This is a genomic window from Lactobacillus sp. WILCCON 0149 (assembly GCF_057197965.1).
The window spans coordinates 2,046,629-2,065,136 of sequence record NZ_JBUBHO010000001.1 but is presented as its reverse complement, the minus strand read 5'-3'; the positions used below and the strand labels follow the sequence as shown (position 1 = coordinate 2,065,136).

General features: G+C 51.0%; 15 protein-coding genes. 11 read left to right on the top strand and 4 right to left on the bottom strand.

What is annotated here, in order from left to right:
- Window positions 1-56 precede the first annotated feature (56 nt).
- A complete protein-coding gene (locus tag ACYVUV_RS09640; protein WP_439776264.1) occupies window positions 57-470 on the bottom strand; it encodes a hypothetical protein in 414 nt (137 codons plus the stop codon).
- A gap of 116 nt (window positions 471-586) precedes the next feature.
- Entirely contained in the window at window positions 587-1,537 is a 951-nt protein-coding gene (locus tag ACYVUV_RS09635) for a hypothetical protein (RefSeq protein ID WP_439776265.1), read from the bottom strand.
- Window positions 1,538-1,752: 215 nt separating this feature from the next.
- On the opposite strand from ACYVUV_RS09635, the gene ACYVUV_RS09630 reads away from it, so the two are divergent.
- From ACYVUV_RS09630 to ACYVUV_RS09610, 5 genes are all read left to right on the top strand, one after another.
- A complete protein-coding gene (locus ACYVUV_RS09630; protein ID WP_439776266.1) occupies window positions 1,753-1,962 on the top strand; it encodes a DUF1659 domain-containing protein in 210 nt (69 codons plus the stop codon).
- A 60-nt stretch (window positions 1,963-2,022) separates the two neighbouring features.
- The gene (locus ACYVUV_RS09625; RefSeq protein WP_439776267.1) at window positions 2,023-2,259 is read left to right on the top strand and encodes a DUF2922 domain-containing protein; all 237 of its coding nucleotides are present in this window, start codon (window positions 2,023-2,025) and stop codon (window positions 2,257-2,259) included.
- A gap of 289 nt (window positions 2,260-2,548) precedes the next feature.
- Complete coding sequence (locus ACYVUV_RS09620) at window positions 2,549-3,751, top strand: SLAP domain-containing protein (protein WP_439776268.1); 1,203 nt, start codon at window positions 2,549-2,551, stop codon at window positions 3,749-3,751.
- Between the two features lie 21 nt (window positions 3,752-3,772).
- Window positions 3,773-5,335 (top strand): SLAP domain-containing protein, encoded by a 1,563-nt coding sequence (locus tag ACYVUV_RS09615; protein ID WP_484499289.1) that lies wholly within the window; start codon window positions 3,773-3,775, stop codon window positions 5,333-5,335.
- Between the two features lie 111 nt (window positions 5,336-5,446).
- Window positions 5,447-7,285 (top strand): monovalent cation:proton antiporter family protein, encoded by a 1,839-nt coding sequence (locus ACYVUV_RS09610; RefSeq protein ID WP_439776270.1) that lies wholly within the window; start codon window positions 5,447-5,449, stop codon window positions 7,283-7,285.
- Between the two features lie 101 nt (window positions 7,286-7,386).
- Here ACYVUV_RS09610 and ACYVUV_RS09605 read toward each other — a convergent pair whose 3' ends face one another.
- Window positions 7,387-8,352: a Gfo/Idh/MocA family protein gene (locus tag ACYVUV_RS09605; protein ID WP_439776271.1), complete on the bottom strand. Its 966-nt coding sequence runs from the start codon at window positions 8,350-8,352 to the stop codon at window positions 7,387-7,389.
- A gap of 11 nt (window positions 8,353-8,363) precedes the next feature.
- Window positions 8,364-9,113: a hypothetical protein gene (locus ACYVUV_RS09600; RefSeq protein ID WP_439776272.1), complete on the bottom strand. Its 750-nt coding sequence runs from the start codon at window positions 9,111-9,113 to the stop codon at window positions 8,364-8,366.
- Window positions 9,114-9,276: 163 nt separating this feature from the next.
- On the opposite strand from ACYVUV_RS09600, the gene ACYVUV_RS09595 reads away from it, so the two are divergent.
- The 6 genes from ACYVUV_RS09595 to tyrS all read left to right on the top strand — a co-directional run bounded on the left by ACYVUV_RS09595 (window position 9,277) and on the right by tyrS (window position 18,476).
- Window positions 9,277-9,966, top strand: coding sequence for a 2,3-diphosphoglycerate-dependent phosphoglycerate mutase (locus tag ACYVUV_RS09595; protein WP_008461910.1), 690 nt, complete (start codon window positions 9,277-9,279; stop codon window positions 9,964-9,966).
- 265 nt (window positions 9,967-10,231) lie between these two features.
- Window positions 10,232-11,482, top strand: coding sequence for an LCP family glycopolymer transferase (locus ACYVUV_RS09590; RefSeq protein ID WP_439776273.1), 1,251 nt, complete (start codon window positions 10,232-10,234; stop codon window positions 11,480-11,482).
- A 2-nt stretch (window positions 11,483-11,484) separates the two neighbouring features.
- Window positions 11,485-12,102 (top strand): glycerol-3-phosphate acyltransferase, encoded by a 618-nt coding sequence (locus ACYVUV_RS09585; RefSeq protein ID WP_439776274.1) that lies wholly within the window; start codon window positions 11,485-11,487, stop codon window positions 12,100-12,102.
- Between the two features lie 78 nt (window positions 12,103-12,180).
- Window positions 12,181-15,177: an LTA synthase family protein gene (locus ACYVUV_RS09580; protein WP_484499288.1), complete on the top strand. Its 2,997-nt coding sequence runs from the start codon at window positions 12,181-12,183 to the stop codon at window positions 15,175-15,177.
- Between the two features lie 382 nt (window positions 15,178-15,559).
- The gene (locus tag ACYVUV_RS09575) at window positions 15,560-17,008 is read left to right on the top strand and encodes a hypothetical protein (RefSeq protein ID WP_484499287.1); all 1,449 of its coding nucleotides are present in this window, start codon (window positions 15,560-15,562) and stop codon (window positions 17,006-17,008) included.
- Between the two features lie 202 nt (window positions 17,009-17,210).
- Window positions 17,211-18,476: a tyrosine--tRNA ligase gene (gene tyrS, locus ACYVUV_RS09570; protein ID WP_439775481.1), complete on the top strand. Its 1,266-nt coding sequence runs from the start codon at window positions 17,211-17,213 to the stop codon at window positions 18,474-18,476.
- Window positions 18,477-18,508 lie beyond the last annotated feature (32 nt).

Here is an 18,508-nt window from a genome sequence, read left to right as displayed (position 1 = left end):
AGGAGACATTCTTTTTACTGTAATTTTCTTATATTTAGAGTAAAGTTTCAAGTCTTTTAGGACAAACTGCTTTCGATCGTCGCGCGAATGCCTTCGTACCAGTTGCTCCAGTCTTCGTAAGTGGTCATTGCTTCCGGGTCAACGCCGGTTTCTTCGCTCATCTTGTCGAGGATGGCTTGGAAATTGTGGGCGTGGTCGATCAGCACGTGCTTGACCAGGTTCTTGCGGGAGAATGGCTGGTTAAGCAGGAGGTAGTGGTTGATGTTGACCATGTTGTGGTCTTCGTCAAATTCACTGATGATTTCCAGGTCGTCGCGTTCGAAAGAAGAAACGTAGAAGTTGGCGAAGTTGACCAGGTAAGCCGGCTGGTCGGCAACTTCGCGTGCTGGCATGGTTACGCGTTCTGGTTCAGGCATCACGATCTTGAACATGTCTTCATTGCTGCGGTGTTTCTTTTCTTCTTCTGCCAAAGTTGTAGCTCCTTTTTAAATAAAAGTCCATAAAGTCAATAGTAATTTTAACGGCTTTAAGGCCAGAAAGCAAGCGCCAGGCCCCCATAAATCAAGACCTGGCGCTGAATTATTTCTTATTTGCCTGACTTCAGGTAGCCTTCGACGTCATCCTTGGTGATGGAGTCGATGGTGGTGTGGCCCTGCTGGTAGGCGTAGTTGAACAGGTTGATCAAGTCCTGCGGGCTCCAGCCGGCCGTGCTTTCGCCCAGGTTGTCCAGTTGGTTTCTGATCTGTTGGACGTCCCGGCTGGTCACGGTGCTGCCGCCGACCTTGTCGTTGTTGCTGGTCCCGGACCCTTCAGCTTGGTTGCTGGAAGAGCTGGATGAACTGGAAGCAGCAGAAGATGAGCTGGAACTGGATTCCTGGCTGCTGGACTTGCTGGAAGAGTCAGAAGAGCTGGATGAGCTTGAGCTTTCAGAACTGGAACTGGAGTCAGCCTGCTTGCTCTTGGCTTCCTTGAGCAGGTCCTTGACGTTAGACCGGACCTTGGCGTAGTAAGCCCCGTTGATGTAAGGCAGGTCTAAGATGCTGCTGTAGGTGGAAACGGCACTGTCGTAATCGCCGTCTTCCATGGCCTGGGCGGCCTTCTTTAAGAGCGGTTTGATTTCACTGTCGTAGTTGTCCTTGACGGCCTTAAGCTTCTTGACCAGCTTCTTGGCCTGGCTGGTCATGACGCTGTAGCCGCCATTTTGTTCCTGGGCCTTTTGGGCCAGGTTCAAGGCGCTGGCATACTTGACGGTCGTCTTGGCTAACTTGATGGAGTCGGCCAGGTTCTCCGCTTGGGCCTTGTAGTTTTTGGCTTGGGCAGTTGCCTTAGCCTGGTAGGCCTGGTCAAATTCATCAGCGGCCTGGCTGTATTTCTTGGCCTTTACGGCCTCTTTGCCGGCCTGCATGTGGCTGGAGTAGCTGGAACTTGCCGTCTGCTCCTGGCTCTGCTTTTGCTGGCTGGAGTAGAAGTAGACGCCAGCCCCGCCCAAGGCGAGCACGGCCACCACGATGATGGACCAGATAGTCGATTTTTTCATAAATAACCTCCTCGTTAATATCCTCAATTATACCAGAATCGCCCCTCCCTTTAGCCAGCTGGTCCAACTTGTAATTGTTCTTTAACAAAAAGTGGCCGACTTGAGCCTCCTAAAACGTTAGTATCAGTGCAGGCCCGAGGCGCCGGGGCCGGCCGGAGCGAAGCCCGCAGCTTCGCGGAAAGATTGGATTTTTTAACAGAAACAGGAGAGAAAAAATGAACTTTACTTTAGCTGATCAAAGCATTCAATACACCTTCAAGGCCGACAAGTACGACAAGGGACAGATGCAGCGCAGCCTGCAAAACGTCAAGAAAGATGCCAGCCCGGAAAGCCTGGTCAAGGTGGGCCAGGCCATCAGCAAGCTGCAGGGCGACGAACTGGCTGCCTTGACCCTGGTCCAAAAGCACAATTTGACCTTGGCCTAACTCTTTGACGCGGAAACTGACAGAAAAAGAATTTTTGAGTAAGAAACAGGAGAAAAAATCATGACTACGACTACCGAATTGCAATTAACCTTTAAGTCCAGTGCCGGCAAAAAGAAGAGCCTGAACCTGCCATACGCGGTCAAGGGCTTGAGCGCGGACGTGGTCCGGGAGGCCGCGGCAGCCATCGCCGGCGAGGGCGTGTTCGTCAAGGAAGGGGAGGTCCTTTATGCTCAGCCGCTGGCTGCAAACTATATTGAACGTACTGTTACGGGTGTGTTTGACGATAGTAATCATTAAGCAGATCTGGCCTCTTTAGCCGGCTGCAAAATTTGTACCCGAGAGGCGGCCTTGGCCGCCTCTTTTATTTTTCGTTTTTGCTTGTTTTCGTGTTTTTATTCACATAATACATGTTTTTTGTTCTTTGCTTTTTAAGGCAAAAGCTTTGGAAAAAGCGGTTTTTTCCTTTAAAAAATGTAATTGCTTAAGTAAATTGTTACTTTTGCTTTACAGAATATGCGTTCGATTGTAACTAGAGCGCTGAGCACATACAATAGAGGTTACGATTGAAATTATTAGGAGGAAATTAATGAAGAGAAGATTTTTGACTGGACTTGCTACCGCAGCGATGCTGACTTCCGTCGCCGTTCCAGTGACCAACAACATGTTTCTCTCAAATCAGGCAGTTCAGGCATCAGCCACCAGTGATGCCTTTTTAAGCAAGGTCAGCCTGCAGGCGCAGAAGACGTCCAAGAAGTACGGCGTCTACGCCTCTTTGATGCTGGCCCAGGCTGCTCTGGAATCCGGCTGGGGGACTTCAACTCTGTCCACTCAGGCCAACAACTTCTTTGGGATGAAGGCTGCTAACACCTGGACTGGGGCAACTTACAGCGTTAAGACGGCTGAACAGGACTCAAAGGGCAAGACTTATTACATCACGGCTGCCTTCAGAAAGTACAGCAGCTACCAGGCCTCTTTTGACGACTACGGCTTGAAGATGCGGACGACTTTGGGCAACGGGGGTCTGCGCTACAGCAAGACCTGGCTGGAAAATGCCTCAAGTGCTTCAGCTGCCGCTAAGGCCATCAAGGCTGCCGGCTACGCGACCGACAAGAATTACGCGACCAAGCTGATCAACCACATCGCGACCTACAACTTGACCAAGTATGACCCGGTTTACTCCGGCACTACTTATACGGCCAAGGTAGCCAAGTCCGGGGCAACCTACCTTTACCCAACTGACCACTCTGTTTCACCGAAGAAGTCTTACGTGACTGCCGGGCAAAGCGTAACGGTTACCAAGACCTACACTTACTACAATGGCAAGAAGCGGATGTACCTCAAGGGCCTGGGTTGGATCAACGGCGAAGACTTGAACACTGGCACTTCTCAAGCGCCAAGTGCGGACAATGCCGCTAGCGTTTCCGGGCAAATGAAGGTGTTGATGCACTCAGCTGCTGTCTACACTAGCACTGGGGAGAGAAGCACGGCCAAGTCTGTCAAGGCCGGCAAGAGCGTGACGACTTACGGGTCAGTCACGATCAACGGGGCTAAGTACTACCGGGTTAACTCAGCCAGCGCTGACCAGTTCATCAAGGCAAGCAACTTTGACGGCGCAAGCCGCAAGCTCAAGCACAACGCCTACATCTACAACAACGCGGGCAAGCGGGTTGGCAAGACCAAGTGGCTCAAGGGCAGCACCCACACCGTCTATGGCGGCAGCGTGAAGATCAAGGGCAAGCAGTACTACATTGTTGGCCTGAACCAGTATGTCAAGAAGGGCAACTTTTAAGGAGACGGGGAAGAAAACTGAATGAGATTTAGAAGATTTTTTGCCGCGGCGGCGGCAACCGCGGCTTTCGGCCTGGCCTTTACTTTTGGCCAAGGGCAGGCAGCCCAAGCTTCAATCAACAGTGATGCCAAGAAGACGACTTACAGCGGCACCAAGTCACTGGAAACCTTGCTCAAGGCAGCAGGCTTGTCTTACAACCAGTTCAACAGCGTGGCCAACGGCAAGAAATATGGCAGCCGCTTTGGCTACCGGAACGGGGTCGGCAAACCAGAAGGGATCGTTGTTCACGAAACAGCGACTCCAGGGGCTACGGCCTGGGATGAAGGGCGCTACTTCAACAACAACTGGACCAGTGTCTACTCTTACGTCCACGCTGTGGTTGACAACAGCCAGACCATCCAGCTGATGTCGACCGACTATGGTACCTGGGGGGCAGGCCCAATCGCCAACGTCCGCTACATCCAGATCGAGCTCTGTGAAGTCTCAAGCCGGTCCCAGTTCGTGCAGAGCGTGGCCAACGATGCTTACTACATCGCCACTCTTTTGCACCAATACAACTTGACTCCATCCCGGGCAAGCAAGGACGGGTCAGGCACCATTTGGTCCCACAACGAAGTTTCCCAGTACCTGGGCGGGACCGACCACGGGGACCCGGACAGCTACTTTGCTAAATGGGGCTACTCCATGAGCGACTTCTACAGTTTGATCACTTACTACTACAACAAGCTGGGAACCAGCAGCAACACTAGCAATAATACAAACAACAGTGGCTCAAGCAGCTCAAGCCAAGCACCAGCTACCCAGCCGGTATCAACCAAGACGGTCAAGTTGATGCGCAACTCCTACAGCTATGACGCTTCTGGCAAGAAATTGTCAATCGCGGCGCTGAAGGCTGGCTCTTCTTTGAAGGTTTATGGTTCAGCCGTAACGATTGGCAACGCCAAGTACTACAAGTACGCAGATGGCAAGTATGTCAAGGCCGGCAACATTGACGGGACTAGCCGGACTTTGACGGCCAATGCTTGGACTTACACCAGCACTGGCAGCCGGGAGACATCAACGGCCAAGCTGCTTAAGGGGACCAAGGTGACGACTTACGGCGGCCAGGTCAAGATCAAGGGCAAGGCCTACTACATGACTGGCTTTACCAGCAAGAACGTGGCTAAGTACGTTAAGGCAAGCAATTTCCAAGCCAAGCCAGTGGAAACTACCACGACCAAGCGCTTGATGCGGAACTCCTACAGCTACGATGCTTCTGGTAAAAAGTTGTCAAACGCCAAGCTGACCGCGGGTACTTACCTTAAGGTCTACGGTTCAGCTGTAACGATCGGCAATGCCAAGTACTACAAGTACGGTACTAACAAGTACGTGAAGGCTGGCAACATCGACGGGACAAGCCGGACTTTGACCCACAACGCTTACGTGTACACGGTCAAGGGAGCCCGGAACTGGAATGAAGCCAAGCGCCTTAAAGGCACGGCCGTCGTAACTTACGGCAGCCGGGTCAAGCTTGGCGGCAAATACTACTACATGGTCGGCTTTTCCGGCCAAACCGCCCTTTACCTCAAGGCCGGCAACTTTTAATTGAATACAGGGAACGGATTCAGGTTTAGCCTGGGTCCGTTTTTCTTTCTTAATCTGGCGATTATTGTATAATTAGAAAAACTGTAATTAGTGAGGAGATACTTTTTTAGCATGGAAGGACTATCACTGTTTTTAACGGTCTTCTTGGCCCTGGTGATTCCGATCGTCATGGCCCGCCTGCGGGTGACCACGGTGCCGACTGCCGTGGCCGAGATTATTGTCGGGATCCTAATGGGCAAGAGCTGCCTAAACCTGATCACCCAGACTTCTCAGTTGACTTTTTTGTCCAACCTGGGGGTCATCGTCTTGATGTTTTTGTCAGGGATGGAAATCGATTTTGACTTGCTCAGCCCGAAAAAGCACACCCGGGCCCGGAAGTCAGAGAGCGGCAAGCAGGTCAAGCCCATGGTTGTGGCTGCCGTCGCCTTTGGCGGGATAGCGGTGGCCTCAGTTTTGCTGGCTTTGGGGATGAAGGTCCTGGGCCTCTTTAACGATGTGGCCCTGGCTTCGATCATCTTTATGACCGTGGCCTTGGGCGTGGTCATCGCTACTTTAAAGGAAAAAGAAATCCTGGGCCGGCCGATCGGGCAGACGATTTTGCTGACGGCGGTCATGGGAGAAGTTATTCCCCTGCTTTTATTGACTATCTATTCTTCCGTTAACGGCGGGGATGCCGGTAAGCTCTGGCTGATCATCCTCTTGTTTGTGGCCGCGATTATCCTTTTGCGGCGCTTCAAGCGGCCTTACCTGTGGTTTGCCAAGATCACCAAGGCCACGACCCAGCTGGACGTCCGCCTGGCCTTCTTCTTGATTTTTGCTCTGGTGACGGTGGCGGAACAGGTTGGGGCGGAAAACATCCTGGGGGCCTTCTTGGCTGGGATGGTCATGAAGCTGCTGGAGCCAACCCAAGCCACCAAGGACAAGCTGACTTCCATCGGCTACGGCTTCTTTATCCCGATCTTCTTCATCCGGACCGGGGTCAACCTCAACTTGAAGCTGCTCTTTGCCAACCCGCAAGCCCTGATGTTGCTGCCGGTTTTGGTCATCTGCTTCTTCTTAGCCAAGCTGCCGGTTACCTTGACCTACATGCGGGCTTTTAACAAGCGGAATGCTTTTGCCGGGGGCTTCCTGACGGCAACGACGATTACGATCGTTCTGCCAACCCTGCAGGTAGCTCGGAAGTTGAACGCAATTACGGCTACCCAGTCCAGTGCCTTCATCTTGGCGGCGGTCATCGTCTGCATCGCCTGTCCAATCGTCTTCAATTCAACTTTTGCCTTGACGCCAGAAGACAAGATCAAGGAAAAAGTCGTGATCTTCGGCCTCAATGCCGTAACGATGACGGTCTACCAGGACCTGCACGACTCCTGGTACTCAGTCCAGGTCTTGACCTGCCGGAAGGAAAAATACGACACCTACAAGAGCAAGGTCAAGAATCTGAAGCTGCTGCCGGATAAAAAACTGGATACTTTGGAAGAAGCCGGGGCCTTTGATACTGACATCTTCGTGGCCACCTTCACTGATGACCAGGCCAATTTGGAGGTCGGCCGGGCAGCTAAAAAGGCCGGGGTCAAACGGGTCATCGTCAGCCAGAGCCAGGTCGTGGCCGACACGGTCGACCAGCTCAGAGAGGAAGGCATCGAGCTTTTTGCCTTCAACAACTTGCATGGGGCCATGCTCCGGGCCTTGATCGAATCGCCGGCCGTCTACCGGATCATCACGGACACCAACAATGCCCTCTACGACGTGGTGGTCAGAAATTCAGCCTACACCGGCCGCCAGCTGATGGACTGGGACTTCGTCGACCAGATCACCGTTTCCCGGATCCGGCGGGGGGACAAGTGGATTTCCCCGCACGGGTCAACCGTGATCGAGCCGGGCGACGAACTGATCTACAGCGGTCCTTGGCGGGAAGCTGACCGGATCCACCAGCTTTTGAGCCGGGAATAGAAAAAAGATGATATGCCAAAAAATCGCTCTGCCAAACGGCAAAGCGATTTTTCTTGTTTAGTGCTCTAGTTCTTTATTTTTTTCTGTTTTTGCTTTTTTGCTTAAGGCAGGCAGTCCCTGGCGGCTTCCAGGACGGCGATGACCTGCAAGCTGTGGGCGAAGGCCCGGTCAGCGGCGGTCTTGTCTTTTTGGTCAAAGATCCGGATGAATTCGGTAAATTCCGGGATCATCCGGTGCAGGTCTTGGTCAAAGTCCTTGTCAGTCTGCCCGCCTGCTGTTTCCAGCCGGTAGCTTCTGAGGTCACCTGGGCTGCCGCTAAAGCTGATGGCCCCTTTTTCCCCGGCAATCATTGACGGATTGTGGGCAAAAGCCTGGGAGTCCTTGGCCGCGGTCAAGCTGGCCTGCTTGTCGTCGTAGCCCAGGACCAAAACGCCAGAAGTGTCGACGCCTTTTTGCAGGTTAGGGAAGTAATGGACATCCAAAGGCGCCCCGAAAAGGCTGACGGCTAAGTGGATATTGTAGACGTTCAAGTCCAAAAGGGCCCCGCCGCCCAGGCGCGGATTGAAGGCCGGAGCTATGTCGCCGGCTAAGAAGCGGTCGTAGCGGGAAGAATACTGGGTGTAGTTGAGGCTGACTACGTGAACCGGGCCTAAAAGCTGTAAGTCGCCTGCCAAAGACTTAAAGGCTGGCAGGTAGCGGTTGGTGATGGCCTCAGTGATAAGGCAGCCTTTTTGGTCGGCTAATTGCTTGAGCTCCAAGGCTTCTTCAGTAGTGAAGACAAAGGGCTTTTCACAGATCACGTTTTTGCCGGCTTCCAGGGAATCCAGGCACATCTGATAGTGCATGGAAGAAGGAGTAGCCACGTAAACCGTGTCGACCTGGTCGTCTTTGAGCATGGCCAGGTAGTCGTCGTAGACCCGGCTGATGCCGTATTGCTCAGCCAAGGCCTGGCCGGTGGCTAGCGACCGCTTGGTCGTAGCGATAGCGGCTAAACTTAAGCCGGGCAGGGGAAGGGCAGTGAGGAAATCTTTGACGATCTTGCCGCTGCCAATGATTCCGAGTTGCATTTTTTGCCTCCTTATTTATTCAGCTTGCTGACATCAACGGAATTCTTGCTGACCGTCTTGGGAATGGCCAGCTTCTTTTGCTGGTTGACCTTGAGCATGGACAGCTTGGTTGAGCTGGTCTGCCCCTTGACCTTGTATTTGGCGTAAATCGCCAGGCCGGTCAGCTGCTTTTTCTGATTGAGATCGATGGTCATTTTAATCTGCTGGAGCTTGGCCTTGGCCATCTGGCTGTCGTTTGACAGGCTGGCCAGGCCGTTAGTTTCCGTGATCTCTTTCCATAAGCGCTGGCTCTTGCCCGTGTAGCTGAGCCGCCAGCCGCTTTTGGCCTGGCTGACGGTGAAGAGCTTGGCACTCTTTTGGCTGAGGGTCAGGGTGTCCATGTCCTTGACCACTTGCTGGAAGTGGGAGATGGTCGTGAACTGGCTGAGCTTGGCCTTGTACCAAGCAGCCTGCTGGCCTTTATAGAACTTGACGTAGGCATAGCGCTGGCCTACCCACATCTTGACATTCTGGTCCCCGCTCTGGGTCAAGTCGGTCTGCATGACGAAAGGAGACCGCTGGTAATTGATCTGGCCGTAGAAACGGACCGGCTTGGCGTTCTCGTAATAGCGCTCGTCGACCTTCAGCTGGAAATTGCTGATCTTGCTCTGCTGGGCCTTTTTGATCAGGCTCTGGGGGCTGGGTTTGGAGCAGGCAGCTAGAAAAATGCTGACCAGGGTCAGGAGGGCGAGCAGGTGAAATTTCTTTTTCTTTGACGGCATAGTATGAATCACATCCTTATTCTTCAATTCTAACAAATCACTGATTAATTGTTAGCGATTGCACTCAGAAAAAGTGCTTTTTTTGCCTTTAGGACTTTGAAAAGGCCGCGAGAGGCCGTATAATAATTAGTGAAACGTTTAATTTGCTAAAGGAGATTTTTTAATGTCTAAATTAGTTTTAATCCGTCACGGTCAAAGTGAATGGAACCTTTCAAACCAATTTACTGGCTGGGTTGACGTTAACTTGTCAGACAAGGGTGTTGAAGAAGCCAAGAAGGCTGGTCGTTTGATCAAGGAAGCCGGCTTGGAATTTGACCAAGCTTACACTTCAGTTTTGACCCGTGCGATCAAGACTTTGCACTTCGCTTTGGAAGAAAGCGGCCAACTCTGGGTTCCAGAAACTAAGACCTGGAGACTGAACGAACGTCACTACGGCGCTTTGCAAGGCTTGAACAAGGCTGAAACTGCTGAAAAGTACGGCGACGAACAAGTTCACATTTGGCGTCGTTCATACGACGTTTTGCCACCAGTTTTGGCTGACGACTCAGAATTCAGCCAAGCTAACGACCGTCGTTACGCAAACTTGGACCCACACATCGTTCCTAAGGCAGAAAACCTGAAGGTTACTCTGGACAGAGTTATGCCATTCTGGGAAGACCACATTGCTCCAGACCTGCTGGCTGGCAAGAACGTGATCATCGCTGCCCACGGCAACTCACTGCGTGCCTTGACTAAGTACATCGAAAACATCTCTGACGAAGACATCATGGATGTTGAAATGAAGACTGGTGAACCAGTTGTTTACACTTTCGACGACAAGTTGAACGTTGTAAGCAAGGAAAAGCTGGACTAAGTCCTCTTTCCTTAATTAAAGCGAAGCTCCGGCTTCGCTTTTTTTGTTGAACTGATTAAGGATTGACAGATGACTTGCTAAGATGATAGCTTAGATAGGAAAGTTGTGCACAGGGATACTTACCGGAAAATATCGTAAGCCTGCTCTACTGAAAATGCCGGCTGATTTTTTACAATTTCAATAAGAAAAAACAGCAGGCAAAAGTTGGCGGGGCTTTTTTGCTATAATACAGACTAATGTGATTTTTTAAGTGGGTATCAACTATATGAAGAAAGAAGACAAACGGGCCTTGCCCGAAACTCGGCAACATGCCAGAAAGCGCAAGCAAAAGACGGTCCGCAACTGGATCATCGGCGTTTTGGCGGTCGTTTGCGCGATTGCTGCCGGAGTGGGCTTGTACGCGGCACATCTGTACAAAACGGCTGAGCAGGCGGCCAACAAGGCTTATGACTCGGAAAACGCCGTCAAGACGACTTATGGCGAATTCAACGGCAAGAAGCCTTTTGCCGTCATGCTCTTAGGGACCGACACCGGGGCTTTGAACAGAACTGAAAAGCGCGGAAATACGGACACGATCATCGTTGTCGTAGTCAACCCTAAGAAGAAGAACTACACGATGGTCTCGATCCCGCGGGATACTATGGCTGACATGGTTGGCGATGATTCCAATGACGTGCAGAAGATCAACGCGGCTTATTCGATTGGCGGGGCTAAGATGGCCATGAAGACTGTCTCTAACCTCTTGAACATTCCGGTTAAGTACTACGCCTTGGTCAACATGGGCGGGCTGATGAAGCTGGTTGATTATGTTGGCGGGATTTACGTGACGCCGCCATTGTCATTTACTTACAATACAATAGTCTTCAAAAAGGGAGTCCGCCAGCACTTAAACGGGCAGGCCGCTCTGGCCTACAGCCGGATGCGCTATGATGACCCGCAAGGCGACTACGGCCGGCAGAAGCGGCAAAGAGAAGTCATCACCAAGCTGGTCCAGAAATTGGCCACGGCAGATTCACTGACGAACTTCAGCAAGATCGCCAATAACCTGTCGACCAACGTGAAGACTAACTTGAGCTTCCAGGCTTTGAAGTCAATCCTGGCTAACTACTCAGACTGTACTTCTTCCAGTGACAGCGACTACCTGCATGGCTATAGTGCTTATGTTGGCGACGCGGCCTACCAGATCGCGTCAACCAGTGAACTGCAGCGGATTTCCAACAAGATTAGAAAATTGCTGGGCCTCAAGACGGCTACTGTTTCCAACCGGGAAACTGAGCTGAATACCTTGAACGAGGCCAGCGGCTTCAAGTTTGGCAGCGGCGAGACCCAGAATTATACGATCTATGATCCCGGCACGACGACTGACAGCGTCAAGAGCGGCAAGACCAGCTCCAAGTCCAGCAGCCAGACTTCCAGCAGTAATACTGCTTACAGCACAAATTCCAGCACGAACTACGATACGACTTATAGTTACAGTTATAACTACAATACCAATCCGTTTTCAGGGGGCTATTAAAGGTGCTTAACAAATTTTTGGCAGTAGTCATTGGCTATTTGTTTGGCAACTTCATCAGTGCCATGTTCGTGGGCAAGTATTACCTGCACAAGGATCCGACCAAGTACGGGTCGGGCAACCCAGGTACGGCCAATATGGGGGCGGTTTTTGGCAAGAAGGCGGGGATTTTGACCTGCATCGGCGACCTGCTTAAAACCCTGCTGGCCATTGGCCTGGTCTATGCCATCTACCATCAGCACCTGCTGACAGCCTACACGGGCTTAGGCGTGGTTTTAGGCCACTGTTTCCCGGTCTTCAACCACTTTAAGGGGGGCAAGGCGGTGGCAGTCATGGCCATGACTACGGTTCTCTACGACTGGCGGGCCGGTCTTATCACCTTGCTGGTGGCCTTGGTTTTGACCTGCATCATGCAGAATCTGACTATCCCGCCGCTGGTTTTCATGCTGTCTTTCAGCATTTATGAAATAACCAAGTCGCTGGAAGCTGGCGTGATCTTCTTGATTATCACGGGGATCATGGCCTTCAAGTTCCGCTACGATATCCGGGACTTTTTCACAGGTCATGGCAAACGGGTCGATATTTTGTATACGATCAAGAAGAAATTGGGAATTTTGAAATAATTTCTTGGCCTTTTTTTAAAAAAAGCTGGGTATAATGGATAATGAATTTGCAAAAGAAAGAGAATTATTCCGATATCGATGAGTGAACAAACACAATCCAGAAAAACTCATAATCTGCTGAAGTACGGCTTTCTCGTACTGGCGGCTCTGGTGCTTTTGCTGCAGATGTTTAATTTCAAAACCAGCATGCTGAAAAGCTCAATTACCTATCTGCGCCACCTGCCGCTAATCGTGGAAAGCGTGACCTATTGGTTTATTCCAATGGTCTTCGGGGCAGTTTACAGCAAGCGCAAGCTGCGTTTTAACCAAGGCTTTAAGGCCTGGGCCATTATGGAAGTGACCCTCCTGGTCTACTACCTTGTCTTCTTCATCTCCAAGCCATGGCACTTAAATGCCTGGCGTTTCTGGGGCATCCTTTTCCCGATTTTGACCTCGACTTCCGTTTTGATGACGGGCCTGGTTTTCAGTTTGCTGGTGCAGCCGGTCATCTATGACTGGCAGGAGAAGTTCAGCAAGAAGCAGAGTTTGATCATTTTGATCGCCTTGACTTTGCTGGGCTTTACCCTGTCGGCTGGGACTTTCGAGATGAATTACTCCATCTATGGTCTCTACCTGGCCCTGCCATTTGCCTGGGGGATGTTCTTAGGGAAGGTTGACTTCTCTGTCAAGCAAACGGTCATCTTTATTGTGGCCGGCATTCTCTCCTTGGGGATGGTAATTGTCGGGGTAGCCGGCTTTAACGCCGTTTATTGGTCACAGATCATGTCTTGGCGGGCCAACCCGTCATCATGGAACTACCAGTTCCTGATCAACGTGACCTCACCATTCATCTTCATCATTGCCTTGGCGGCCTTTGCTTTTGCCCGGCCGGCGATCAAGGCTTTGGAAGAAAGGGACCTGGACTTCCTGGTTCCGCTGATCGTCTTCATGCAGGTACCAGACGCCAACTCCTTCATGTCGTCCTTTAAATACGGTACCGGCAGCCGGCAATTGAACCGGATGATCACGATTTTGATCATGCTGGCCATCGCCATTGTCTGGCACTGGCTGATTGAGCGCTACTTGTGGCGCTTCAAGCCGGTTAAGCGGGCTAACCGTTTCTTGTACGAAAGCAAGAGCTTCGGGGCAGCGGCTGAAGGGGCCTTTAACCGCCTGTGGGGCTGGATGAAGTACCACCGGACCAACCTTTTGACTTGGACCTTCTTCTTTATCCTGTCCTTTGCCTCCTTCTTGATCGAATCCGACAACATGCGGATCCAGATCACGACTGCTTCCAACGTTAACGCCGTAGTCTGGCTGGTTGGGACCAAGCTTGGGGCCTTGATTTTGACGACGATCTTTATCGACGCCTTCTTCACGATCCTTTACTTCGTCACGACCAGATACTGGGTTTCACTTATTACGACTTCCACGGTCGTTATCGGCTGGGCGGTTGCCAACAAGATCAAGCTTGACCTCCGGGGCGAGCCGATCTACCCGAGTGAACTGTCTGAAGTAACCAACGCTGACAGTCTGTTGAGCATGATCGGGGGACAGAAGACCTTGATCATGATCCTGCTGGCTTTAGCTGCTGTTATTGCCTTGATGGTCTTCTGTGAGATCAAGTTCAAGGTCAAGAAGCGCGGCAATTGGAAGCGGCGGGGGATGTGGGCCCTGGCCAGCCTGGCCCTCTTCATGACGCCAATGTGGTTCAACCACCAGGGGTCAGCCATCTACCGCTTGAACCGGGCTTTTGACAACAAGCAGTCCTTCCGGAACCCGGAAAGAGACATCCAGGTCAATGGGCCGATCTTGAACTTCCTCAACTACATCGACCTGCAGATCATGGACAAGCCAAGCAACTACTCCAAGAGCCAGATTCAAAAGCTCTATGAGAAGTACCAAAAGGTGGCTGACCAGATCAACAAGACCCGGACCAACGACCTGTCCAAGCAGACCGTCATCTTTAACTTGAGTGAAAGTTTTATCGATCCGACTACTTTCCCGACGATCAAGTTCGCCAAGGGGACCAAGGACCCGATTCCTTACATTCACTCATTGCAGAAGACTACCACTTACGGCAGCATGCTGAGTGCCGGCTACGGCGGTGGTACGGCCAACATGGAATGGGAATCACTGACTGGCTTCAACATGGGGGCCTTCAGCACTACTTTGACGCCTTATGTTCAAGTCGTTCCGCAATACCAGTACTACCCGACTATTGGGGCTAACTTCAACTACTCTTCAGCAGTTCACCCGTTCATCGGGACTTACTACTCAAGAATTGAAGACTACAAGCGTTTCAAGTTCAACAAGTTCGTTTACTTGGGTTCCAAGTACAAGATCGTGGACCAAAAGAAGCTGGGGACCAGTTCCTACAACTCTGACTTCACGACTTACGCCAACGGCTTGCGGCAGATCAACTCCCGCAAGGGCGGCCAGTTCATCAACCTGATTTCAATTCAGAACCACATGCCGTACAACAACTGGTACCCGAAGAACTACTATGCCGGCAAGATTTCCGGTGATCTTTTTGACGACGGCAGTATCAGAACGCAAGCGGCAACCTACATTATGGGGACCCACTACACTGACCAGGCGGTCAAGAAGTTCATCAAGCAGATCGACAAGATCAAGAAGCCAATTACCCTGGTCTTCTACGGTGACCACTACCCGTCAATCGTTTCCCAGTCATACACGTCTAAGTACCCGGTTCAAATGCACTCGACCCGCTACTTCATCTACTCTAACAAGTACGCTCGTCAGCATGGGGCTAAGGCTAAATTGACTTCCAAGACCAACTACGTCAACACCAGTGACTTCATCGCCATGATGCTGGAACAGACCAACAGCAAGGTGACGGCTTACCAGGCACTTTTGACTGAAGTGCACAAGAAGCTGCCAGCCTTGACTATCAGCTACAGCGATGACACCGGCTTTACCCTGGTCGACCAAAAGGGCAAGGAAGTTGACCCGAAGACCTTGACCAGCTCACAGCAAGCTCTGCTCAAGGACTACGAAATGATCCAATACGACATGACGGCTGGTTCAGCCTATGCCTTGAAGATCAAGGGCTTCTATACCATGAAGAAATAGTTTAAACAGCCAGAATACCTGGCAAAAGCAGACTAACTTAGCAGGTTAGCCTGCTTTTTTGTTAAAACGTATTTGATTGGTATGTTACAATTTTTCTAGCTCTTGAAAAAAATAGAGGATTGTAAATATAAAACTAATGAAAAAACAAGTAAAAAATCTTTGGGCTTATCTTTGGCCGCTTTTGGCAGTTGCTTTGGTAACAACGGTGGTTATTTGGCCGCAGCTGCAGGCTAAAAGGGTAATTATTGCTGGAGATGCCCGCTTTCACTTTGGCCGCTTTTATGATGCGGCCATGCAGATTAAGACTGGCCATTACAGCTTTTTTCAAACAAACTATGGTTTCCAGCAAAGCGGCCGGATCATTAACGCCTGCTATGGGCCATTGTTTGCCTATTTTAATGGTGCCTTGCTTCTGCTGTGCGGAAATTGGTTTACTTTTCAAATCATCAGTATTTACCTGCTTTGCCTGTTAGCCGCGGGAAATATGATGCATCTTTTACGCTATAGCGGCGTCAGCAAAATCGCCAGTTTGCTCTTAAGCTTGGTGTACATCAATATCGGCATGATACCCGCTTTTATCAACGCCAGTTCCTTTAGCGGCTGGGGGCAGGCCTTCATGCCCTTGGTCCTGCTTAATGGGGTGCGAATGGTTAAAGACCAGGAAAAGCCGATCGATTGGGTCATCCTTGGGGCAACGATGGGTTTGCTTTTGCAGGTTCACCTGCTCAGCGCCCTATTGGCATGCGTGCTTTTGGCCCCGTTTTTCTTGCTGGCGCTTTTTAAAAAGAGAAATGTTTGGAAAGACTTCTTTAAGGCAGTTGCATTGGCCAGCGCATTGGGCTTGAATACGATTGTTGCAGTTTTTTGGCTGGCTGCCAGCAACAAGATGGCCCACTTGGATGCCTATAATATGGCAGTAAGCGGCTTGAAGCTGGGAAGTTACCAAAACGACCTGGGAAGCAGCTATGGACAGTTGATGCCGATGTTTTTGGCCATAATTCTTTTGAATTTCCTGTACATCTTTTTTAACCGGGCTGCCAAAAGCGTGGAAAAGCTTTTGGCAATATGGTCTTTAGTACTTATGCTCATTGCATCCAACCGTTTTCCTTGGGGATATGTGCAAAATAAGTGGCCAGTTCTGGCCAGCAACTTTCAGTTTCCATTCCGTTTGGTGGTTATAATCTACCCAATGGTGATTCTGTCTTTTGGCTTAAGTATCCAGAAACTTGCAGCTAAAGGCGGGAAGCCGTTCTTGCTGCTTTTATCGCTGGCTTTGCTGCTAGATACGGCTGTCCCGGTAGCGGAAAGCCATCGGAAAAATACTTTTCACGCTAATGGAACGCCTGAAATGGCCCAGGTAGTGGGCAAAGGGCTTAAACCCTTGATTTCTGTGATGAGTTATGGCAATCAGCCGGATTATTTGCCCGTTGTTGGGAAAGAAGACAACTTAGGCCACAAATACCATATGCTGGTAATTAAACGCTGGAAGAAGTTTGACCACCAGGTAATGACTGGCGGCAGGCTTAAATTAAGCTGGACAAGTACTGGCGGCAAAATAACCTTGCCACTTGTTGCATACTCGCAGACAGAATTAACGCTCAATGGCCGCAAGATCCATAATCTAAAAAGAAAAAGCGGCGGATTCCCGGTTGTGCGGGCTAGAATGGGCAAGAATACCGTGATTATGACCTTTAAACAGCCTTTATGGTGCAGCTTGCTGATTAACCTGTGCTGGTTTTCCTGGCTGCTGCTCCTCCTGCTGCTTTTTAAAAAGGCGCTTGACCCCGGGGCGAAATCATGTTATTTTTATAAAAACGCGACAGCGAAGTAGCTGCCTGGTTCAGCGTTCAGAGAACTAGCGGTTGGTGCGAGCTAGACAGGCCAGGCAGACGAAATACAGCGCGGGGAGGAGAGCCCCGTTAAGAAGCTCCAAAGAGGCACTTTGTGCGAACGTGGGTGGTACCACGGCTAAGACAGAATTTAGTCGTCCCTGGATCTTTTGATCCAGGGACTTTTTTTATCCGGAGGCAGAAATGGCAAATTTTGACATTTTGGAAGATTTGAAATGGCGCGGCGCCATCAACCAGGAAACTGACGAGGAAGGCTTGCGGGATTACCTGGCCAAGCATGACGACCTGGCTCTTTACTGCGGGACTGACCCGACTGGTGACTCCCTGCACATCGGTCACTTGATTCCTTTCATGATCTTGAAGAGATTCCAACTGGCCGGCTACAAGCCAGTCATCGTTATCGGCGGGGGTACCGGGTCAATCGGCGACCCATCTGGCCGGTCAACTGAACGGGTCCTGCAGTCTGAAGAAACGATCAAGCACAATGAAGAAGCGCTGACGGCGCAGATGGTCAAGCTTTTTGGCACGGAAAACTTCCGCATCGTCAACAACCGCGACTGGCTGGGCAAGATGACCCTGCTGGAATTCCTCCGCGACTACGGCAAGCTCTTCCAGGTCAACAACATGCTGAACAAGGAAGTCGTTGCCAGCCGGCTGGAAAACGGGATCTCCTTCACTGAATTCTCCTACCAGATTCTGCAGGCCATCGACTTCTACATCTTGAACCGGGACCACGGCGTTCAAATGCAGATCGGCGGGGCTGACCAATGGGGCAACATCACGGCCGGGATCGACTTGATCCATCGTTTGGAAGGGGCAGACCGGCCAGCCTTTGGCTTAACTATCCCATTGATGCTGAAGGCTGATGGGACCAAGTTCGGCAAGTCTGCCGGCGGCGCTGTCTGGCTGGACCCGGAAAAGACCAGTCCTTACGAATTCTACCAATTCTGGATCAACCAGGATGACCGGGACGTCATCAAGTACCTCAAGTACTTCACCTTCCTCAGCCATGAAGAAATCGACGCCTTGGAAGAAAAGGTCAAGACTGAACCTTGGAAGCGGGAAGCCCAAAAGCGGCTGGCGGAAGAAGTGACTAAGTTCGTTCACGGCGAAAGCGGCTTGAAGGAAGCCCAAACGGTCACTGAGGCCCTCTTCTCCGGCAACGTGAAGGACTTGACCACCAAGCAGGTAGAAATCGCCCTGGCCAAGGCGCCAAGTGCTGAGAGCGGGGCAGAAAAGAAGAATCTGGTGGACTTCCTGGTTGACACCAAGATCGAATCATCCAAGCGGCAGGCCAGAGAAGACGTTAACAACGGTGCCATCTACGTCAACGGCGACCGGATCCAGGACACTGACTTTGAAGTTGACCCGGCAGCTGCTTTTGACGGCAAGTTCGTCATCATCCGCAAGGGCAAGAAGAAGTACACCTTGGTGCACATCAAGGGCTAATAGATGTTTAAGAAAGTTTCCAAACTGGAAGC

Excerpts from the sequence above, each read along its gene's own strand:
- ACYVUV_RS09635 (WP_439776265.1), bottom strand. The coding sequence starts at position 1,537 with ATGAAAAAATCGACTATCTGGTCCATCATCGTGGTGGCCGTGCTCGCC.
- ACYVUV_RS09630 (WP_439776266.1), top strand. The coding sequence starts at position 1,753 with ATGAACTTTACTTTAGCTGATCAAAGCATTCAATACACCTTCAAGGCC.
- ACYVUV_RS09625 (WP_439776267.1), top strand. The coding sequence starts at position 2,023 with ATGACTACGACTACCGAATTGCAATTAACCTTTAAGTCCAGTGCCGGC.
- ACYVUV_RS09620 (WP_439776268.1), top strand. The coding sequence starts at position 2,549 with ATGAAGAGAAGATTTTTGACTGGACTTGCTACCGCAGCGATGCTGACT.
- ACYVUV_RS09615 (WP_484499289.1), top strand. The coding sequence starts at position 3,773 with ATGAGATTTAGAAGATTTTTTGCCGCGGCGGCGGCAACCGCGGCTTTC.
- ACYVUV_RS09610 (WP_439776270.1), top strand. The coding sequence starts at position 5,447 with ATGGAAGGACTATCACTGTTTTTAACGGTCTTCTTGGCCCTGGTGATT.
- ACYVUV_RS09605 (WP_439776271.1), bottom strand. The coding sequence starts at position 8,352 with ATGCAACTCGGAATCATTGGCAGCGGCAAGATCGTCAAAGATTTCCTC.
- ACYVUV_RS09600 (WP_439776272.1), bottom strand. The coding sequence starts at position 9,113 with ATGCCGTCAAAGAAAAAGAAATTTCACCTGCTCGCCCTCCTGACCCTG.
- ACYVUV_RS09595 (WP_008461910.1), top strand. The coding sequence starts at position 9,277 with ATGTCTAAATTAGTTTTAATCCGTCACGGTCAAAGTGAATGGAACCTT.
- ACYVUV_RS09590 (WP_439776273.1), top strand. The coding sequence starts at position 10,232 with ATGAAGAAAGAAGACAAACGGGCCTTGCCCGAAACTCGGCAACATGCC.
- ACYVUV_RS09580 (WP_484499288.1), top strand. The coding sequence starts at position 12,181 with ATGAGTGAACAAACACAATCCAGAAAAACTCATAATCTGCTGAAGTAC.
- tyrS (WP_439775481.1), top strand. The coding sequence starts at position 17,211 with ATGGCAAATTTTGACATTTTGGAAGATTTGAAATGGCGCGGCGCCATC.